Consider the following 18,968-nt stretch of genomic DNA (forward strand, 5'->3'; position numbering starts at 1 on the left):
ACCGCAGCGGCCCTGCCACGGAGTTGTCCGTGGCAGGGCCGCTGTGTTTGTCGGCGGTGCGCGGCGCTGTCTACAGGCGTTCGAAGCCGCGGACCCGTTCCCAGTCCGTCACCGCCGTCTCGAACGCGGCCAGTTCGGTGCGGGCGGCCTGTGCGTAGTGGCCGACGACGGTCTCGCCGAAGACCTTGGCCGCGGTCTCGCTGGTCTCCCAGCGGTGCAGGGCCTCGGTGAGCGTGGTGGGCAGGCGGGGCACGTCGGGGTCGGCCAGGGCGTTGGCGGCATGCGGTGCGGGCAGGGGCAGCCGGTTCTCGATGCCGTGGAGTCCGGCGGCGACGGCTGCCGCGACGGCGAGGTAGGGGTTGGCGTCGCCGCCCGGTACGCGGTGTTCGATGCGCAGGGAGGCGCCGGAGCCGACGACGCGTACGGGGCAGGTGCGGTTGTCGCGTCCCCAGGTGATGCCGGTGGGGGCGAACGCGCCGGGCTGGAGGCGCTTGTAGGAGTTGATGTTGGGGGCCATGAGGAGGGCGAAGTCGGGGAGGCAGGCGAGCTGTCCGGCGACGAAGTGCCGCATGAGGTCCGACATGCCGTCGTCGGCGGCGGGGTCGGCGAGGACGGGGGTGCCGTCGGTGCCGCGGAGGGAGAGGTGGATGTGGCAGGAATTGCCTTCGCCCTCGTCGTACTTGGGCATGAAGGTGAGGGCGACGCCTTCCTGTGCGGCGATCTGCTTGGCGCCGTTCTTGAACAGGACGTGGTGGTCGCAGGTGGTCATCGCCTCGTCGTAGCGGAAGACGATCTCGTACTGGCCGGGGTGGCATTCGGCGCGTGCGGTCTCCATGGTGAGGCCGGCGCGGACCATCTCGCGGCGGATGCGTCGGACGACGGGTTCGAGGGTGCCGAGGCCCTGGAGTGCGTAGTCGACGTTGTACCGGGTGGCGGGTTCGAGGGCGTGGTAGCGGCGGTCCCAGGCGTCGCGGTAGGTGTCGGTGAAGACGAGGAATTCCAGCTCGGTGCCGGCGAATGCGGTCAGGCCGTGGTCGGCGAGGCGGTCGAGCTGGGTGCGGAGGACGTGGCGGGGGGCGATGCCGACGGGCCGTCCGGCCTCCTCGTGGCCGGCGGGCCATTCGGTGTCGGCGAGGACGAGGGCGGTGCGGTCGTCCCAGGGGAGGGTGCGCAGGGTGGCGGGGTCGGGGCGGAGGAGGAAGTCGCCGAAGCCGGAGTTCCAGGCGTCGATGGCGTAGCCGGGTCCTGTGCCCATCTCGACGTCGGAGGCGAGGAGGTAGACGCAGGCGCCGAATCCGTCCTGGGCGGCTTCGCCGAGGAAGTGGTCGACGGAGAGTCTGCTGCCCTGGAGCCGTCCCTGGAGGTCGGGTACGGCGACGATGACCTCGTCGATGCGCCCGGCGTCGGCGTCGGCGCGCAGCCGCTCGTACGCCTGGTGCGTCGGGGTGCTCATATCTGCGGCTCCTGGTGGGCGGTGGCGGTGGCGGTGGCGAGCGGGTTGGGGACGGTGCCGTGGACGACGTCGAAGCCTTCGTCGCGTTCGGAGCGGTCGTGGAAGCCCCCGCCGAGGAGCTGTTCGCGGTTGAGGGCGACGCGGTCGAACTCGGGGGCGAAGAGGCCGAAGTCCTCGAAGCGGTCGGCGAGTTCGGGGAAGCGGGCGTGGTAGCGCTCGATCTCGGCGCGGACGGCGGCCCAGAACTCGGTCTCGGGGATGCCGAGGTGGGTTTCGGCGAGGGGGGCGAAGAAGCGGAAGTGTCCGGCGAAGATCGCGCTGAGGAGGGAGTGCGCGAGTTCGTGGGCGGGCCAGCGCAGCAGGACGGCGTCGGCGCGCGGGGTGAGGTCGGCGTACTCGGGGCGGTTGCCGGGGAGCAGGTTGACGTCCTCGGCGAAGTCCTTGAGGGCGATGCCGATGGGGGTGTCGGTGGCGTCGTAGAGGATGACGGTGTTCTCGCCGTGGGGGCAGTAGGCGACGCCGTAGCGGTAGAGGTAGTGGAGGAGTCCGGGGAGGAGTGCGGCGAGGAAGCGGTCAAGCCAGGTGCGGGGGTCGAGGCCGGAGCGTCTCACGAGTTCGGTGACGAGTGCGCGCCCGTCGGAGCCGATCTTGAGCAAGGAGGCCATGGTGCGGGCCTGTTCGCCCCTCCGGAGGTGGGCGGCGACGGGCTCGCGCCAGACGGCGCCGAGGAGTTCGTGGTAGCGGTAGGGGGCGTCGGTGACGGACTCGTAGAGCGGGTGGTGCACGGAGACGGCGGCTGTCTCGCCGAGCGGGTGGAAGCGGAGTTCGTCGCGCAGGTAGGGATCCTGGTCGCGTACGGAGTGCAGCCAGGCGCTGATGTCGGGTGCGGCTTCGGTGGGTTCGGTGGACAGGCCGCGCCAGACGAGGGTGTTGCGGATGAGGAGGGGCACCTTGACGTTGCGGCGGTGGGGGTGGTCGAGGTTGGCCAGGGTGCGGATGGACTGCAGGGGGCGGTAGCGGTCGGGGCCTTCGCCGAGGGGAATGATCGTTCCTTGGGCGAGGTAGGGGGCGAAGAGGGTGGCGACGGCCTCGTCCCAGTGGAAGGGGTGGACGGGCAGCCAGGTGTAGTCGGCTGCCGCGTGTCCGCTGTCGGCGCAGGCCGCTTCGAGGGTGGTGGTGAAGGTCTTGCGGGTGGCGTCGTCGAGTTCGTCGGCGAGGAGGGTCGCGGCGTCGAGGCCGGGGATGCCGGAGTAGGCGGCCAGGCTGTGGTGGACGGCGGCCCAGCGGAGGCGTACGGATCCTGCGGCTTCGGGGGCGTAGGCGGCGGCGTCGGATGCGGAGAAGCCGAGGCGGCCCTTGTTGAGCAGCATGCATGGGTGGCCGTCCTGGTGGGCCTCGAGGTCGAGGTGGTCCAGGTCGGCGAGGCGGGCGGCGGGGACGGCGCGGGCGATGACATCGGCCTCGGCGCGGCGGGTGGCGGTGAGTTCGCGGAGGACTTCGGCGGTGGTGGGGCCGTCCCAGCCGAGGGTGGTGCGGGCGTCGAGGAGGAGTCGTTCGGGCCCGGCTTCGCCGTCGGCTTCGGGGGTGCGGCGGAGGGTGCCGTCGGTCAGCCGCCAGGTGCCGAAGGTGCCGCGGGTGGCGCGGAAGGTCCAGCGGACGCCGTCGGCGAAGTCGAGGCGGTAGGCGCCGGGTTCGCCCGTGGTGGTGTCGGTGTCGGTGTCCGGTTCGGGAACGAGGAGTTCCTCGTAGGCGAACTCTTCGATCGCCTTGACGAGCAGCCGATGGCCCGCCTGCGCCCAGGTGTCGCGGGTGGTGGGGTTCATGGGTGGATCTCCTCGGAGTACGCGGCGGAGGCGAGGGCTCCGTCCTGCGGGGGCGCGTGGCGTTCCCGGGCGAGCGCGGGGACGGTGGGTCGTACGGCGTCGTGCGGTACGCGGGCGGGGCCCGGTGCGTGGGCCTGTGCGGGCTCCGGTGCGTGAGCCGGTTCCGGTGCGTGGGCCTGTGCGGGCTCCGGTGCGTGAGCCGGTTCCGGTGCGGCGACGGCTGCCGTGGTGGCGCGGGCGCGTGGGCGTCCGGCTGGTGCGGGCGCGGGGTCCTTCGCGGGCGCGGGCCGGTCCGCGGTGGCCGGGGGGTCGAGCCGGCGCGGTCGCCTGGCGGCCAGGGCCATGCCCGCGACCTGAATCCCTGCGGCGACGGCGAGCGGCAGGGCGAGGTCGTGGGAGACCGCGGCGGTGGCGGCCAGGGGCGCGGCGAGGAGGCCGACGGAGCGTGCGGTCTCGACGCCGGTGAAGGCGGGGCCGTCGGTGCCGGTGGCGCGGAACATCCGTAGTTCCACGGCGACTTGGCCGAGCCCCAGGCCGATCCCGAACAGCAGGCGCCCCGCGGCGAGTCCGGTCAGGGAGGAGGCGATCGCCTGCCAGGCCAGTCCGGCGGCGCCGACGGCCAGCGAGAGCGGCAGCAGCCGGTCGCCGAGCCGGTCGTGGCAGCGGCGCGCCACGGGAAGCACGGCCAGGGCGGCGACGCTGGGCAGGAAGAACAGCACGGCGGATCCGGCGCTGTTGGTGCCGAGGCTGTCGGCGAACTCGGTGAAGAAGGGGCGGGCGACGTTGACCGAGAAGTCGAAGGCGAGCCCGATGAGGGCGGCGTAGGCGAGGACGGCGAGCCGCCCGGCGCGACGGGTACCGCGCGTCGTCGTTCGGTCGGCCGGCCTCTTACGGTCCACCGGTGTCGTACGGTCCACCGGCGTCGTACGGTCCGCCCGGTTCGTACGGGCGTTGCTCTCCCCCGCGTCCGGGACGCCCCCGTCGGCGGATTCAGCAGCTTCTGCGGATTCGGCGGAGGTCGCGCCGTAGGGAAGGTGGGCGGCGGCCACCACGTCACCGGGCACCGTGTCGTGTCCCGCGCCTGGTGCGGACGCGAGCGCCGGTCCCGTTTCGGCGGTGGGGCCGCCCGCCTTGCCGAGGATCCGGTAGGTGAGGACCGCCAGGACCGCGTCGAGGACGGCGAACGCCGAGATGCCGATGCGGGGTTCGGGTAGGGCCAGGACTCCGGCGCCCACCAGGGTCGCGACGACCGTCGACAGATGGAAGACGACGACGATCGAGCAGATCCCGGCGAGCCGTGCCCGGTCCGTGCCCGTCGTTCCCTCCGCGTCCTCGTCGCCGTGCTCGGCGATGAACGCCGGATAGGCCAGCAGCAGCGCGGAGTTGGTGGCGACGACGGCGGTCGACACGGCCGTGTAGGCGGCGTAGGTGGGGGCGAGCCCGAGGAGGATGTCGAGGACGGCGGAGCCGCACAGCCCGGCCAGGACCAGGCGGTGCAGCGGCCAGCGCCTCGCCGCGAGCCCCCACAGGGGCAGCGCGGCGAGTCCGACGATGCGGCAGATCCACAGGTAGAGCCCGGTGGCGCCCGGGTCGTCGATGCCGTAGAGCCGGTCGAAGAGTTGCGGCAGGAACGGGGTGAGCGCGGTCTCGGCGACGAGGTGGAGTCCTATCGCCGATATGAGGACGGCCTTGGCGCGGCGCGCGGGGGTGCGCCCCGCGGCCGCGTCGTGCGGTGGTTCCGTGCGTGTCACCGCGGCGTACCCGCTTCGGCGCGCCGCCCCTGCTGGGCCGGGGCCCTCCAGACGCCTCCCTCGGGCGCGTTCTCCGCGGCGGTCTGCTGCGGGACGCCGAAGGTGGTCCAGGCGGCCCGTTCCGGTACGCGCAGCACGGTCCTGCCCGCGACGGCGTTGAGGATCGTCGCGGCGCGCCAGGCGCCGAGGGTGAGGTCGGGTGCGCCGACGCCGTGGGTGTGCATCTCGGCGTTCTGGACGTAGAGGGAGCCGGCGACGCGCGGGTCGAGGGCGACGCGGTAGTCGCCGTCGACCTGGTAGCGGCCGCGGTCGTCCCAGTCGACGAGGTCGGCGAGGGTGTCGAGGAACGCGGGGCGGCGGGCGGAGTAGCCGGTGGCCATGACGACGGCCGAGGTGTGGATGTCGAAGGTCGCGGACTGGGGGGCGTGGCGGCAGGTGAGGCGGTAGCCGTCGTCCTCGGCCTCGGCGGCGACGATCTCGACGCCCGGGTGGAGGGCGGCGCGCGGTTCGGTGCCGCCGATGGTGCGCTCGTACAGCTCGTCGTGGATGTCGGCGAGGGTTTCCTCGCTGACGCCCTTGTAGAGCTGCCACTGTTCGGCGACGAGGCGCTCCCGCTCGTGCTCGGGCAGGCCGCGGAAGTAGCGGATGTAGTCGGGGGTGAAGTGCTCCAGGCCGATCTTGGAGTACTCCATGGGCGCGAAGGCGGGGGTGCGGGCGAGCCAGCGGACGTAGGGCCCGTCCTGGCCCTGTCCGTCCTGGTGGCGGAGCAGGTCGAGGGCGACCTCGGCGCCGGACTGCCCGGCGCCGATCACGGTGACGTCTTCGCGGCCGGCGAGGCGGGCGCGGTGGGTGCGGTAGTCGGCGCTGTGCAGGACGCGGCCCGCGTGATGCTCCGTCAGCAGCGGGCGCAGCGGCTCGGGGACGACGGGTGCGGTGCCGACGCCGAGGACGATCTGGCGGGCGAGGACGCGGGTGGTGTCGCCGTTCTTCGCGGAGCGGTGGACGACGGCGAAGGTGTCGGCGGCCTCGTCCCATTCGACCGAGGTGACCTCGGCGTCGAAGCGGCAGGACGGCAGGTGTTCGGCGACCCAGCGGCAGTAGTGGTCGTACTCGCGGCGCGGGATGTGGAAGCGCTCGGAGAAGAAGAACGGGAACATCCGGTCGTGGGAGCGCAGGTAGTTGAGGTACGACCAGGGGCTCGTCGGGTCGGCCATGGTGACCAGGTCGGCGAGGAAGGGGACTTGGAGGACGGTGCCTTCCATGAGCAGGCCGGGGTGCCAGGAGAAGGCCGGCTTGCTGTCGAGGAAGAGGGTGCGGAGTCCGGGCACGCCGTCGCTGAGCGCGGCGAGGGAGAGGTTGAAGGGGCCGATGCCGACGCCGACGAGATCGTAGGGGGTCTGCTGTTCGGTCACGGTCACGGCTGTGCCTCCGCGAGAGGGTTGGGAAGGTCGATGTAGACGGACTGGGTGTGGACGTCGCCGACGAGTTCGTCGAGTCCGTCCACGCAGGTCAGGTAGTTGCCCTTGCAGCGCAGGGTGGGGGCGTCGAGGAGCAGGTCGAGCAGGCCCTTGGCGCCGGGTTCTTCGGTGCGCAGCCGGTCCAGGACGCGGTGCAGTACGCGCAGCAGGCGGGTCTCGTCGGCGAGGCCGAGGGCGCCGAAGGCTCCGACGAGGCCGAGGAGGTTGTTGATGCCGAGGTAGTAGGCGACGCGTTCGTCGACGAAGGCGTCGTCGAAGACGAGGTCGAGTCCTTCGGCGACGCCGGGCAGCAGCGCCTCGGCCTCGTCGGCACGGGAGGCGGCGAGGTAGTAGCCCTGGCTGTCGCGGTACCAGCCCGCGGCGGGGAGACCGTCGTCGTCGAGGGCGACGAGGGTGTTCTGGTGGTGCGGTTCGAGGGCGATGCCGTAGCGGGCCTGGAGGCGGATGAGGGGGACGGCGAGCACGTCGAGGTAGCGGACGAGCCAGTGCTCGGCGGCCTCGGCGGTGGAGGTGCCGTCGGCGCGGGCGGCGCGTTCGACGGCGGCGGAGAGCAGGGAGCGGTGGCGGGGCGGGGTGCCGTCGCCGGGGCCGGTGCGTTCCGCGAGCAGCCCTGCGACGCACAGCCCTTCACGCGCGGGTGTGCCCGGTGCGCCGCGGAAGGGGTTGTCGCGGATCGCGGTCTCCAGGCCGGTCTCGGGTCCGTCGGTGCCGACGGAGACCCAGGCGAAGTCGCGGAGGATACCGAACTCGGGGTGTTCGGCGCGCAGCCAGTCGGCGGGTCCTCCGGCCAGGAGGCGTGCGGCCTGCACGCCGAGCCGCATCTCGCTGCGCAGGTTGTTGCGGCGGGAGTTGGTGATGCGCATGCCGAGGGAGAGCTTGAGCATGATCTCCGCGTCGGGGCGCTGCACGGTCCGTACGGACGACGTGGGGTACCAGGCCGGTCCGGCGGGGCCGAGCGGCCGCAGGCGCCCGGCGTCGGCGAGCGCGGCGATCTCGGGCCGGGCGAGGACTTCGCGGGCCTGCCAGGGGTGGACGGGTACGGGGAGCATGCCGTCGGGCAGGTCCAGTCCGGCGGCCAGCGGGCGCAGGATGTCGGCGACGGCGCGCCCGTCGGCGCTCTCGCCGACGACGGTGTCCGGGTGCGCGGCGAACCAGTGCAGCGGGAAGGAGCCCCGCAACTCGGGCGAGTACGCGTCGAGTTCGGCGTCGGACGCCTCTTCGCGGCTCTTGGGCGCGGGGTGGAAGGGGTGGCCGAGGAGCAGCGCCTGTTCGGCGTCGAGGAACGGCGTGGGGCCGTGGGCGTCCTCGCCCTCGGCGCGCCGCCGCGCCAGGTGCACCCCGGTGCGCCGTGCGGAGCCGAGGACGCGGGCGACGGCGTCGCCGCCGAGGTGCGGCGGGAGTCCGCGACCGGCGGTGGTCTCCCGTATGGCGGCGGCGGCCACGAGGGCGGCGTCGGCGGTGATCCGGCGGGCGGGGTCGGCTGATCCGGCCGGGCCGGCCTGGGCGGCGGGCTCGGCAGGCTGGACGGTGGGTTCGCCGAAGCGGTGCCAGCCGGTGGTGGAGCGGTGGCGGACGGGGACGGCGACGCGCAGTCCGCTGGAGGGGAACTGGAGCAGCAACTCCTCCCCCGCGGGCGGGACTTCGGTGCCGGTCTCCCGGACGTAGGCGCGCAGCAGGGTCTCGGTGGCGGCGGCGTCACCGGCGCGGAGGGCGTCGGGGTGGTCGAGCGGGTCCGGGCCGACGGGCGCGTGCCCGACCGTCGGGCCGTCCGCGGCCGTTGGGGCGTCGGCCCGCGGGGTGGTGTCCGGAGCGTGGGTGGGCGTGGTGGCCGGAGCGTCGGTGGCCGTGGTGGCCGGAGCGTCGGTCGGCGGGGTCACAGTGCGTCCTCCTCGGCCTGTCCCGCGGCGGCGACCGCGTGGAGCAGCCGCTCCACGTCGGCAGGGGTGGTGTGCGGGTTGAGCAGGGTGAGCTTGAGGCGTACGCGTCCGGGCCCATCGCCGGGCAGTTCGGTACGGCCGACGACCGCCCGGCCTTCGCGCAGCAGCCTGCGCCGCAGCCCGGCGTTGATCCGGTCGGTGTGCTCGGGGTCGGCCCCGGCGGGGACGTAGCGGAACAGGAAGGCGGTCAGCACCGGTTCGGCGTGGAGTTCCAGACGCGGGTGGGCGGTGACGGCCTTGGCACCCTCGTGCGCCAGGTCGTGGCAGGCGTCGACCAGGCGGCCAAGGCCGTCGCGTCCGAAGGTGCGGAGCGTGACCGCGATCTTGAACGCGTCGGCGCGGCGGGTGGTGCGCAGCGACAGTCCGAGCAGGCTCGGGTAGCCCGCTTCCTCGTCGTCCTGCGGGTTGAGGTAGACGGCGCGGCGGGCGAGGGAGGCGTACGTCTCGGCCTGGCGGACGAGGAAGACGCCCGCGGCGACGGGCTGCCAGCCCAGCTTGTGCCAGTCCAGGGAGACCGAGTCGGCGAGCGCGATGCCGTCGAGGAGGGGGGCGAGCCGGTCGGAGAGCAGTGCGCCTCCTCCGTACGCGGCGTCCACGTGGAGCCAGGCGCCGTACTCGGCCGCGAGCGCGGCGCAGGTGCGCAGCGGGTCGACGGCCCCGGTGTCGGTGGTGCCGGCCGTCGCGACGACGGCGAGCGGGAGGTCGCCGCGGTCGGCGCAGTCCTGGAGCGCGGTGTGCAACGCCTGCGGGTCGATGCGGAGTTCGCGGTCGACGGGGACGGGGATGACGCAGTCCTCGCCGAGCCCGAGGAGGGCCGCGGCCCGCTGGACGGAGAAGTGGGCGGCGGTGGAGGCGAAGATGCGCGGGCGCGGGCCGGTGGCGCCCGGCACTCCGCCCATCTCGATCTGTCGTCCGGACGCGCGGCCGAGGACCCGGTCACGGGCGAGCATGAGGCCCATGAGGTTGGATTCGGTCCCGCCGGAGGTGAGGACTCCGGCTGCCTCGGCCGGGTCGTAGCCCACGAGGGCGGCCAGTTCCTCCAGGAGCAGGGTCTCCAGGGTGGTGGCGGCGGGTGCCTGGTCCCAGGAGTCCTGGGAGGGGTTGAGGGCGGAGACGGCGAGGTCGGCTGCGACGGCGACGGCCAGCGGTGGGCAGTGCAGATGCGCGGCGCAGGAGGGGTCGGCCGGGTCGGCGGTGCCGTGGGCGAGGAGGGCGGTGAGGCGGTGCAGGGCGGAGTCCGCGGACGGGACGTCGGTGCGCGGGTCCGCGGCGGGCTCCGCCGTACGGGGGTCCGTACCGAGATCCGGACCGGGCTCCGTACGAGTCTCCGTACGGGCGTCGGTGCGGGGGGCCGTACGGGGATCGGCGTGCGGTGCCGGCGCCGTCCCCAAGTCCTCGCCCGTGGCGGCGAATTCCCACGCGACCCGGGCGGCGATCTCGCCCGGTGTCCCGGCGGGAAGCGGCCCGCCGCGGCGGGACGCGCCCTCGGCGAGGGCGTCCAGCACGGTGCGCAGCAGCGGCTCCAGCGCGGCGGGGCCGCCCGTGCCGCCGGACAGCGGGGCGGTGCGGCGTGCGGCGCTCCCGGGCGCCCGGCCGTCCTCGCGGGGGCCGTCCTCGAATGGGCCGCCGTCGGCCAGGCCGTCCTCGACCAGGCCGTCGTCTGCCGCGCCGTTGACGACCGGACGGCTCTCGATCGAACCGCCGTCGGCCGTGCCGCCGTCGACTGAACCGCCCGCCGGCCGGCCACCGCGCACGGACGCACCGCCCCGGGTCTGTCCCGGCAGGCCGTGCACCGCGGCTCCGGTGCTATCGGCGAGCAGTGCGAGGGCCGTCGGCAGGGATGGGCCGAAGGCGTCGGCGAGTTCGGGGTGATGCGGCTCCCCCGCGCCGTACGGCTCGCCGTGACGCTGGTTCACATCCCGCCCTTCCACGAGGAGTTCGTCCCGCCCTTCCACGAGAAGTTCCTGTACGCGCTCGGCCGCGGCCGAGCGGATCACCTGTCCCGGCACGGCAGGCACGTCGTCCGCCGTGAGCGCCGCGGCGGCCGTGCCGCCACCCGCCGGCTGGGGCTCGCGCAGCGCCCCGGTGCGGCCCGTCATGCCGGCCGCCCGGCGGGCTGAGAAGCCGTCACCTCGGCGATGGCGTCGGTGAGCCGGTCCAGGACGGCCTCCACCTGCTCGTCGCTGATCACCAGCGGCGGCAGCAGCCGCACGGTGGAGTCGTGCCGGCCGCCGAGTTCGACGATAAGGCCCCGTGAGAGACACGCCGAACGGACGCGGGCGGCGAGTTCGGGGGCGAACGGGCGGGCACCGCACGCGTCGGGTTCGCCCTGCGGGTCGACGAGTTCGACGCCGATCATCAGGCCGCGCCCGCGGACGTCGCCGATCGTGGGCAGTTCGGCGCGCAGCCCCTCGAGCCTGGCCGTCATCCGGGCGCCGACCGTGGCCGCGCGCTCGGTCAGCCGCTCGCGGGCGACATGGCGCAGCGTGGCCGTACCGGCCGCCATGGCCAGGGTGTTGCCGCGGAAGGTGCCGGTGTGGGCGCCGGGGAGCCAGCCGTCGTAGTCCTCGTGGTAGACGAGCACGGCGAGCGGGAGGGTGCCGCCGATCGCCTTCGACATCACCATCGCGTCGGGCACGATCCCGCTGTGCTCGATCGCCCAGAAGGCGCCGGTGCGTCCCACGCCGGTCTGCACCTCGTCGACGACGAGGGGGATGCCGCGCTCGGCGGTGATCCGCCGCATCTCGCGCATCCAGGCGTCGGGTGCGGGGATCGCGCCGCCCTCGCCCTGCACGGCCTCGAGGATCATCGCGGCGGGCGGGACGACGCCGCCGTTGGGGTCGTCGATCAGCCGCTCGGTGTAGGCGGCGGACAGCTCTGCGGTGCGCTCACCGCCGACGCCGAACGGGCAGCGGTACGCGTACGGGTAGGGCAGCCGCGTCACATCGGCCGCGATGCCCGGCACCGGAGTCTTGGCGCCGACGCCGCCGGACGCGGCCAGCGCGCCCGCCGTCATGCCGTGGTAGGCGCCGGTGAAGGCGAGCAGCCCGCGGCGTGCGGTGGCGGTCTGCATCAGCTTCAGGGCCGCCTCGACCGCGTCGGTGCCGGCGGGGCCGCAGAAGTGGATGCGGGCGCGGTCGGCGAACGCGGGCGGCAGGGTGGCGAACAACTCGTCCGTGAACGCGTCCTTTTCGGGCGTCGCCAGGTCCAGGACGTGCAGCGGGGCGCCGCTGTCGACCGTGCGCCGGACGGCCTCGAGGACCACGGGGTGGTTGTGGCCGAGGGCGAGGGTGCCGGCGCCTGCCAGGCAGTCGAGGTAGCGGCGTCCGTCGGTCGCCTCGATCACCATGCCCTGTGCGCGGACGGGGACGATCGGGAAGGAGCGGGCGTAGGTACGGGCGGAGGACTCGCGGGCACGCTGGCGGGCGAGGATCGCGTCCGCTCGGTCCGCGGCGGGCAGGTCGCTACCGGCGCGGGCAGGGGTGTGCACGGTCATGGGACGGGCTCCGGGTGCAGGAGGGTGCGGGTGGCGGGCCGCGGCGTGGCGTGCGGGCCCGTGGGGGGCGAGGTGCGGCGTGGGGGGCGCGCGGTCGGATGCTGCGGGCTCGGATGCTTCGGGCTCCGTGTACGTCGGGCCCGGATGCTCGGGCTCGGGTGCGCTGGGCTTCGAGTGCGTCGGGCTCGGATGCTTCGGGCTCGGGTGCGTCGGGCTCGGCTCAGAGGAGGTGGCGCTCGGCGACGGGGTGGCCGAGGAAGCGGTGCATGGCGAACTCCCAGCCGTAGGAGCCCGCGTAGGGGAACACGACGAGGTCACCGGCGCGCACGCGGTCCACGCGGACGTCGCGCAGCAGGGTGTCCTCCGGTGTGCACAGTTCGCCGACGACGGTCACGCGGGTGTCCTCGGCGGCGGGGCGGGGACAGGACTCGGTCCAGCGGTCGACGGGCAGGACGGCGATGTTGTGCACGATGTCCCAGGAGGTGGGGAGCTGGAAGTGGTTGATGCCGCCGCGCAGGACGGCGAACGCCTCACCGTAGGAGTGCTTCACATCGGTCACCTCCGCCGCGTACCAGCCGCAGTCGGCGACCAGGAAGCGGCCGGGCTCCAGGATGACCTTGACGCCCTCGGGTGGCTCGACGCGGGCGGCCAGTTCGCCGAAGCGGGCCACGTCGAAGGGTTTTTCACCCTCGAAGGCGACGCCTATGCCGCCGCCGATGTCGACGTGGCGCAGATCGATGCCGTTCTCCCGGGCCGTACGGACACTCCACTCCACGCACCACGTCAGGTACGCGGCCTGGGACTCGGCGTCGAGGTTGTTGGACGCGGCGTGGATGTGGAAGCCGGTGAGGTCGAGGCCGGGCAGGCGCCGGGCCTCGGCAAGCACGCCCGGCACGTCGGGCTCGGCGACGCCGAACTGCGAAGGCGCGCCGCCCATGAGGAGCGAGCCGGTGACGGGGATCTCGGCCGGGTTGACGCGCAGCGCCACGCGGGCGGTGACGCCCTCGGCGACCGCGATACGGCTGATGCGGCTCAGTTCGAGGAGGCTCTCGGCGTTGATGGCCTCGACACCGGCCCGTACGAGGGCGGTGAGGACGGGGACGGATTTGGCGGGGCCCGCGGCGACGACGGGGGCGGGCGTGCCGGCCTGTCCGCTCGCGTCGGGGAGGGCGGCCAGGGCGAGTTCGAGTTCGGAGACCGATGCGACCTCGAAGCCGTCGACGTGCGGGGCGAGGGCGCCGAGGATGCCGGGGAAGGAGTTGGCCTTCACGGCGTAGTGCACGGCGGCCCAGCCGGGGAGCGCGGCGCGCAGTTCGCGGGCACGTTCGGCGGCGACCTCGCCGTCGTACACGTAAGCCGACACGGGTGCCTCGGACTGCTGCGTCAGATCGAGCAGATGGCGGCGGACGGGCTCGGGGAGCGCGTCGACCGGGTAGGCGGATCGCGGGGCTGCGGAGGGCGGGAACTGGACGGACACGGCTTCGCCTCGGTGGCTCGGGGGTGGACGGGCGGACGGACGGGGCTCAGCTCGGGCGCAGTTGGCGGACGACCATGACGTGCGGGCGCCAGCCCGGGTACGGCTCCATCCGCCCCACCATCTCGAACCCGTACTTGGCGTACGTCGCGAGCATGACGGAGTTGTCGTCGGCGACGAGGCCGGTGGCGCGCTCCTCGGTGCGTGCGGCGAGGAAGGTCTCGAAGAGCGTGAGCGCGACGCGCGAGCGGCGGCGCCGGGGGGAGACCAGCAACTCGCAGAGTCCGACGGTGCGCTGGGGGTACTCGCGGGTGAACTCCGGGCCCGGGTCGGGCGTCAGGCCGTCCCACCAGAGGGAGTCGGGGGGCAGCGTGTAGCCGTAGAGGAAGCCGGCCACGTCCTCGCCGTCGAAGGCCGCCACGAGGGAGAAGCCGGGGCGGGTGGCGTGGCGCAGCAGGCGCTCGGATATGGGCGGGTCGCTGTGGTCGGGGAGGCCGAGCGCCTGGGCGTAGACCTCTTCGTAGACGCGGGCCCACCGGTCGGCGGCGGCGGTGACGGCGGCGCCGTCGAAGATCCGTATGTCCGGTTCGGCCGGTGCGGGCGAGGCGTCGGGGAGGGTGGCGGACTGCCGGGGGACGTGCGCCAGGGGGGCCTGCGCGGCGGGCGCGGGGGCCGTGGTGCGCGCGGGGGCTGCCGTGCGTGCGGGGGTGCCGGACAGGACCGTCGGTGCGGTCGGCTCCGGCCGTGCCGGCACGTTCTGCGGTCGAGACATGAGTCCCCCAGGGTCATGGGCGCCCGGCCGCCGGGAGCGGCCACTTAGGCGAGCCTAACCTAAAGCACAGGTCCGCTCTGTCCAACCCTGGGGTCCCCTGTCCTCGGGCGCGGCACCTGGCCGGGTACGGCGGCGGGCGCACCCCTCGGGAGCGCGGTAACCGCTTGCGGCCGGGTGCGCGGCCGGGGTCGCCGCAGGGTCGGCGGACCCGCACCGGGCGGGCGAGGCCGAAGCCATGTCCGTTCGCGCGCACAGCCGTTGCGCGACGAGACCGCAGGTACGGCGGTGTGCGGGGCCCGATCCGGCCCGGCGGGCACCGGCACGCACCGGCGCTCTCAGGAAGCGGCCGTCCGGGCCTCGCGCAGTGATCCCTTCAGACGATTCGGCGGCCTCCTTCCATGTCCGGTTCATCCGGGTTGCGTTGGTGAGGTGGATCACGCGGGCGATCAGGTGGCGCAGTGCGCGACCCCAGGAGGTTCAGTGAGGTGCGGAGGATCGCCATGGCCACAGTTGCGGCACCCCCGATGACCTGTCGCTCACGGTCACCGGCGGCCCCGCCACGGCCCGGTGCGCGACCACCGACACGTCCGCGACCGTCGGCTCCGACCACCGCTGGGCCGGAGCTGTATCCGGTGACGGTGGCTCCGGCCCCGGCTCGTGCGCCGTCGGAGCCGGGGCCGGTCCATGCCCGGCACGGCACTGGGCCGATCAGGGGATTTCGGGGGTGGCCACCAACACCGGTCTCCCGCGAACGGCGTTGGGCGGGTTGACCGAACGAGCGTCGAGCCCCCGGAGGCATCAGTGAAGGTGCAGAGCGTCGCAACGGCCACGATCGTGGCCCTGGCCGTGGGCGGTCTCTCGTCCCTCGGAGTGGGACCGGCGTTCGCCGATACACCGGGCGCGAAGGCCTCGGGCGGCTCGAACACGGCGGGGGAACTGTTCCAGCAGAACACGGCCCAGCAAGGCCGGCAGAACAACCGCTGCTCGAGCCAGAACGGCGACCCGGACGTGGTGAACCTTTCCGGTGCGCGCGCGAGGGGGCGGTGCGTCACCACCGACGGCTCCCTCACCGAGTCCTCCGAGTTCCGGAGCGGCGGCGCCAACGCGGAGGGCGGATCCAGCGGGGCGAGCCTGGCCCAGCAGAACACCGCCCAGCGCGGCCAGCAGAACAACCACTGCGGCAACCCCAACAACGCCGAGATCGACATCACCGGCGGCAGCTGGGAAACCGCGTGCGAGGACACGAACAACTCCGCCAACCAGGGCGCGTTCGTTCAGAACGGCCCTGCGGACGTCAACGGTGGATCCTCCACAGCGATGGGCATGAACCAGCAGAACACGGCCCAGGAGGGCCGGCAGAACAACAACTGCGGCAACCCCAACCTCACCGAGATCGACATCAGCGGGGGTTCGTCGGAGAGCGCCTGCGGGAACGAGGACGGCTCGGAGAACCGGCGCACCTGGACCAAGGGCGGCGGAGTCGAAGCCAACGGCGGCAGCACCATCTTCGACATCGCGCAGCAGAACACGGGCCAGTCGGGCCGGCAGAACAACAACTGCGCCAACCCCAACACCTTCGGCGCCTCGCCGGGGGGCAGTTGCGCGAACACCGACGACTCGGCGAACCAAGAAGCCTTCGTGAAGGGCGGTGGCGCCGGCGCCGACGGCGGCTCCGGCACGGGGCTCCAGGTGGGGCAGGTGCTCCAGCAGAACAGGGCTCAGGAGGGGCGGCAGAACAACAACTGCGCCAACCCGAACACCGCGGGCCCCGATTCGGTCGGCGGCGACTGCGCGAACACGGACACGTCGGCCAACGAGAAGACGTTCTTCAAGGGCACCGGCGCCAACGCCAACGGCGGCTCCACCGCAGGGGGCCGTCTCATTCAGCAGAACACCGCTCAGGAAGGCCGCCAGAACAACAACTGCGCCAACCCCAACGACACCGGGATCAATGTGAGTGGGGGCTCCGCACCGGGGAGCTGCACCAACGAGGACGGCTCGTCCAACGTCAAGGCCGCTGTCAAGGGTGGCGGGGCCGAGGCCAACGGCGGCTCCGCCACCGCGGCTGACATGTGGCAGCAGAACACCGCCCAGGAAGGCCGGCAGAACAACAACTGCAACAACCCCAACGCCGGCAGCATCGACGTGATCGGCAGCCGGTACGAGGTCAACTGCGGTACGACCGACAACTCCACCAACGACCGCACCACCGAGATCGGCGGCGGAGCCCGGTCCGACGGCGGAAGCAGCACCGCGAGCCTCTTCCAGCAGAACACCGCTCAGGAGGGCCGGCAGAACAACACCTGCGGCAACCCCAACAACGCGACCGTCACACTCACCGGAAGCCGCTCCACCACGCAGTGCGCGGCCACCGACGAGTCCACGAACATCGGTTCCGACTACCGCTGAGACGCACGGCAGCGACAACTCTTCCCACGGCAGCCCCGTACGGCCCCGGCTCGCGCATCGTCCGAGCCGGGGCCGGCCCGTGCCTGCTTGCCTGCCTGCTTGCCTGCCTGCCTGCCTGCCGCCCAGGACGGGATCACTGCGCCGATCAGGGGATTTCGGCCGTGACCACCATGCCCCCTCCCGTACGGGGGCGTTGGTCGGGATGACGGAACACGCGTCCAGACCATCCCCCGGAGGCAGTAGTGAAGGTGCAGAGACTGGCGATCGCCACCATGGTCGCCCTCACGGTGGGGGGCCTCGCCTCCCTCGGTTCGGGAACCGCGCTCGCCGGCACCCCCGGCGCACATGCCTCCGGCGGCAGCTCCGCCACGGGCGCCGTGTTCCAGCAGAACACCGCCCAGGAGGCACGGCAGAACAACCACTGCTCCTCCTCGAACGACGCGAATCTGATGCTGACCGGGGCGCGGACGAAGGGGCGTTGCCTCACCACCGACGACTCCGTCACCGAGCTCTCGGAGTTCCGCAGCGGCGGGGCCGACGCGGTGGGAGGCTCCTCCGGGACGGGGCTGTTCCAGCAGAACACCGCGCAGCGCGGCCGGCAGAACAACAACTGCTCCGACCTCAACCAGTCCGGCATTCTCGTACAGGGCGGACGGCTGGAGGACAGCTGCGCGGACACGGACACCTCGACCGCCTACAAGGCGTTCGTCCGGAGCGGCGGAGCCAAGGCGAACGGCGGCTCCGGAGCGGCCAGTGTCACCCAGCAGAACATCGCCCAGGAGGGGCGGCAGAACAACAACTGCGGGAACCTCAACGCCGGTGAGCCCTCCGTCATCGGAGGATCGTCCGGGAGCGACTGCGTGAACGACAACGCGTCGGCGGACAAGCACACCTGGATCAAGGGCGGCGGAGCCGAGGCCAACGGCGGCAGCGGCGCGGGCACGGCAAGCGTCTTCCAGCAGGACATCGCGCAGGAAGGCCGCCAGAACAACAACTGCGGGAGCCCCAACCTCACCTCGGTGACCGGAGGCAGCTGCGCGAACGCCGACGCGTCGGACAACGAGCAGTTCTTCGTCAAGGGCGGGCGCGCGAAGGCCGACGGCGGCTCGGCCACCACGGGCATCCTGACCCAGCAGAACGTGGCGCAGGGGGGCCGGCAGAACAACAACTGCGCAAGCCCCAACTCCGGTGGACTGGACACGATCGCGGGAAGCTGCGAGAACACCGACGGTTCGACCAACCGGAAGGTCGCCGTCAAGGGCGCAGGCGCGCACGCCGACGGCGGTTCCGCACAAGCCTCGTTGATCCAGCAGAACGTCGCACAACAGGGCCGCCAGAACAACAACTGCGCGAGCCCCAATCGCACCGTCTTCGACGTGACCGGCGGCTCGACCTCCGGCACCTGCGCCCACGAGGACGGTTCGACGAACGAGAAGGTCCTCACCCGCGGCGGCGGGGCCGAGGCCACGGGCGGCTCCAGCGGTGCGGCCACGGTCGACCAGCAGAACACCGCACAGGAGGGGCGTCAGAACAACAACTGCGCCAACGCCAACGCCTCGCGCATCGAGGTCACCGGCGGTCGCTACGACATCGACTGCGGTACGACCGACAACTCCGCCAACACGAACACGACCGAGATCGGGGGCGGCGCCAAGGCCGACGGCGGAAGCAGCACGGCGGATCTCTTCCAGCAGAACACCGCGCAGGAAGGCCGCCAGAACAACAACTGCGGCAACCCCAACAACGCGACCGTCACGCTCACCGGAAGCCGCTCCACCACGCAGTGCACCGCAACCGACGAGTCGACCAGCGTCGACTCCGACTACCGCTAGGCCGAACCGTCCCTGGCGGCCGCCGTCCCCGGCCCCGGCTCGTGCATCGTCCGAGCCGGGGCCGGCCCATGTGCAGGACCGGTCCACGTGCCGGACCCGACGGCATGCCGGACCCGTCCACGCGCGGCATCAGTCGACGCGCGGCATCCGTCCATGTGCCGAAGCGCTCCACGTACCCGTCCGGGCCCGGTGCTCGCCTCGTCGCCGATGGGCCGTTCAGGGAATTGCGACTCCCCCGCGATGACCGGCCCGAACGGGGGCCGTTGGTCGAAGTGACCCGGCGGACCGACACCGCGGCCGCCGTCCAGGGCGGCGGCGCCCACACCAGTGGCGGCAACGGCAACGGCACGGTGCAGCAGACGAACACCGCGCAGGAGGGCCGCCAGAGCAACGTCTGCGGCAACCAGAACGAGCAGGCGACGACCCTCTCCGGTTCACGCGTCCGGACCCGGTGCGCCGCCACGGACGAGTCGACGAACATCGGCTCCCGCTACGAGGGATAGCGGGACAGAGGGACAGAGCCCCGGCCGCCGCACCCACCGG

12 protein-coding genes are annotated in these 18,968 nt (G+C 73.1%); 3 read left to right on the top strand and 9 right to left on the bottom strand.

Going from position 1 to position 18,968, the window contains the following annotated elements; genetic code table 11:
- Positions 1 to 70: 70 nt before the first annotated feature.
- The 9 genes from ABZ822_RS15595 to ABZ822_RS15635 form a co-directional block, all read right to left on the bottom strand.
- Positions 71 to 1,453: a glutamine synthetase family protein gene (locus ABZ822_RS15595; protein ID WP_360852930.1), complete on the bottom strand. Its 1,383-nt coding sequence runs from the start codon at positions 1,451 to 1,453 to the stop codon at positions 71 to 73.
- The gene (locus ABZ822_RS15600) at positions 1,450 to 3,276 is read right to left on the bottom strand and encodes an IucA/IucC family protein (RefSeq protein WP_360852933.1); all 1,827 of its coding nucleotides are present in this window, start codon (positions 3,274 to 3,276) and stop codon (positions 1,450 to 1,452) included. Before ABZ822_RS15600 ends, ABZ822_RS15595 begins: the two co-directional genes overlap by 4 nt.
- Positions 3,273 to 5,027: a hypothetical protein gene (locus ABZ822_RS15605; RefSeq protein WP_360852936.1), complete on the bottom strand. Its 1,755-nt coding sequence runs from the start codon at positions 5,025 to 5,027 to the stop codon at positions 3,273 to 3,275. Before ABZ822_RS15605 ends, ABZ822_RS15600 begins: the two co-directional genes overlap by 4 nt.
- The gene (locus ABZ822_RS15610; RefSeq protein ID WP_360852939.1) at positions 5,024 to 6,445 is read right to left on the bottom strand and encodes a SidA/IucD/PvdA family monooxygenase; all 1,422 of its coding nucleotides are present in this window, start codon (positions 6,443 to 6,445) and stop codon (positions 5,024 to 5,026) included. The genes ABZ822_RS15605 and ABZ822_RS15610 overlap by 4 nt, the downstream gene beginning before the upstream one ends.
- A complete protein-coding gene (locus ABZ822_RS15615) occupies positions 6,442 to 8,382 on the bottom strand; it encodes an IucA/IucC family protein (RefSeq protein WP_360852942.1) in 1,941 nt (646 codons plus the stop codon). The genes ABZ822_RS15610 and ABZ822_RS15615 overlap by 4 nt, the downstream gene beginning before the upstream one ends.
- Complete coding sequence (locus ABZ822_RS15620; protein ID WP_360852945.1) at positions 8,379 to 10,541, bottom strand: pyridoxal-dependent decarboxylase; 2,163 nt, start codon at positions 10,539 to 10,541, stop codon at positions 8,379 to 8,381. Before ABZ822_RS15620 ends, ABZ822_RS15615 begins: the two co-directional genes overlap by 4 nt.
- Complete coding sequence (locus ABZ822_RS15625) at positions 10,538 to 11,938, bottom strand: diaminobutyrate--2-oxoglutarate transaminase (RefSeq protein ID WP_360852947.1); 1,401 nt, start codon at positions 11,936 to 11,938, stop codon at positions 10,538 to 10,540. The genes ABZ822_RS15620 and ABZ822_RS15625 overlap by 4 nt, the downstream gene beginning before the upstream one ends.
- Before the next feature lie 220 nt (positions 11,939 to 12,158).
- Positions 12,159 to 13,415 carry an alanine racemase gene (locus ABZ822_RS15630; RefSeq protein WP_360852949.1) on the bottom strand — a complete coding sequence of 419 codons (1,257 nt, stop codon included), beginning with the start codon at positions 13,413 to 13,415 and terminating at the stop codon, positions 12,159 to 12,161.
- A 46-nt stretch (positions 13,416 to 13,461) separates the two neighbouring features.
- Positions 13,462 to 14,184: a GNAT family N-acetyltransferase gene (locus ABZ822_RS15635; protein ID WP_360852951.1), complete on the bottom strand. Its 723-nt coding sequence runs from the start codon at positions 14,182 to 14,184 to the stop codon at positions 13,462 to 13,464.
- Positions 14,185 to 14,985: 801 nt separating this feature from the next.
- On the opposite strand from ABZ822_RS15635, the gene ABZ822_RS15640 reads away from it, so the two are divergent.
- From ABZ822_RS15640 to ABZ822_RS15650, 3 genes are all read left to right on the top strand, one after another.
- Positions 14,986 to 16,593, top strand: a complete 1,608-nt coding sequence (locus ABZ822_RS15640) for a hypothetical protein (RefSeq protein ID WP_360852954.1) — start codon at positions 14,986 to 14,988, stop codon at positions 16,591 to 16,593.
- A 242-nt stretch (positions 16,594 to 16,835) separates the two neighbouring features.
- On the top strand, positions 16,836 to 18,425 hold the full coding sequence (locus tag ABZ822_RS15645; RefSeq protein WP_360852956.1) for a hypothetical protein: 1,590 nt from the start codon (positions 16,836 to 16,838) through the stop codon (positions 18,423 to 18,425).
- 263 nt (positions 18,426 to 18,688) lie between these two features.
- Positions 18,689 to 18,928: a hypothetical protein gene (locus tag ABZ822_RS15650; RefSeq protein ID WP_360852958.1), complete on the top strand. Its 240-nt coding sequence runs from the start codon at positions 18,689 to 18,691 to the stop codon at positions 18,926 to 18,928.
- The last annotated feature ends 40 nt before the right edge of the window (positions 18,929 to 18,968 follow it).

It is taken from the genome of Streptomyces sp. NPDC047108 (genome assembly GCF_040643575.1).
Taxonomy (GTDB): Bacteria; Actinomycetota; Actinomycetes; order Streptomycetales; family Streptomycetaceae; genus Streptomyces.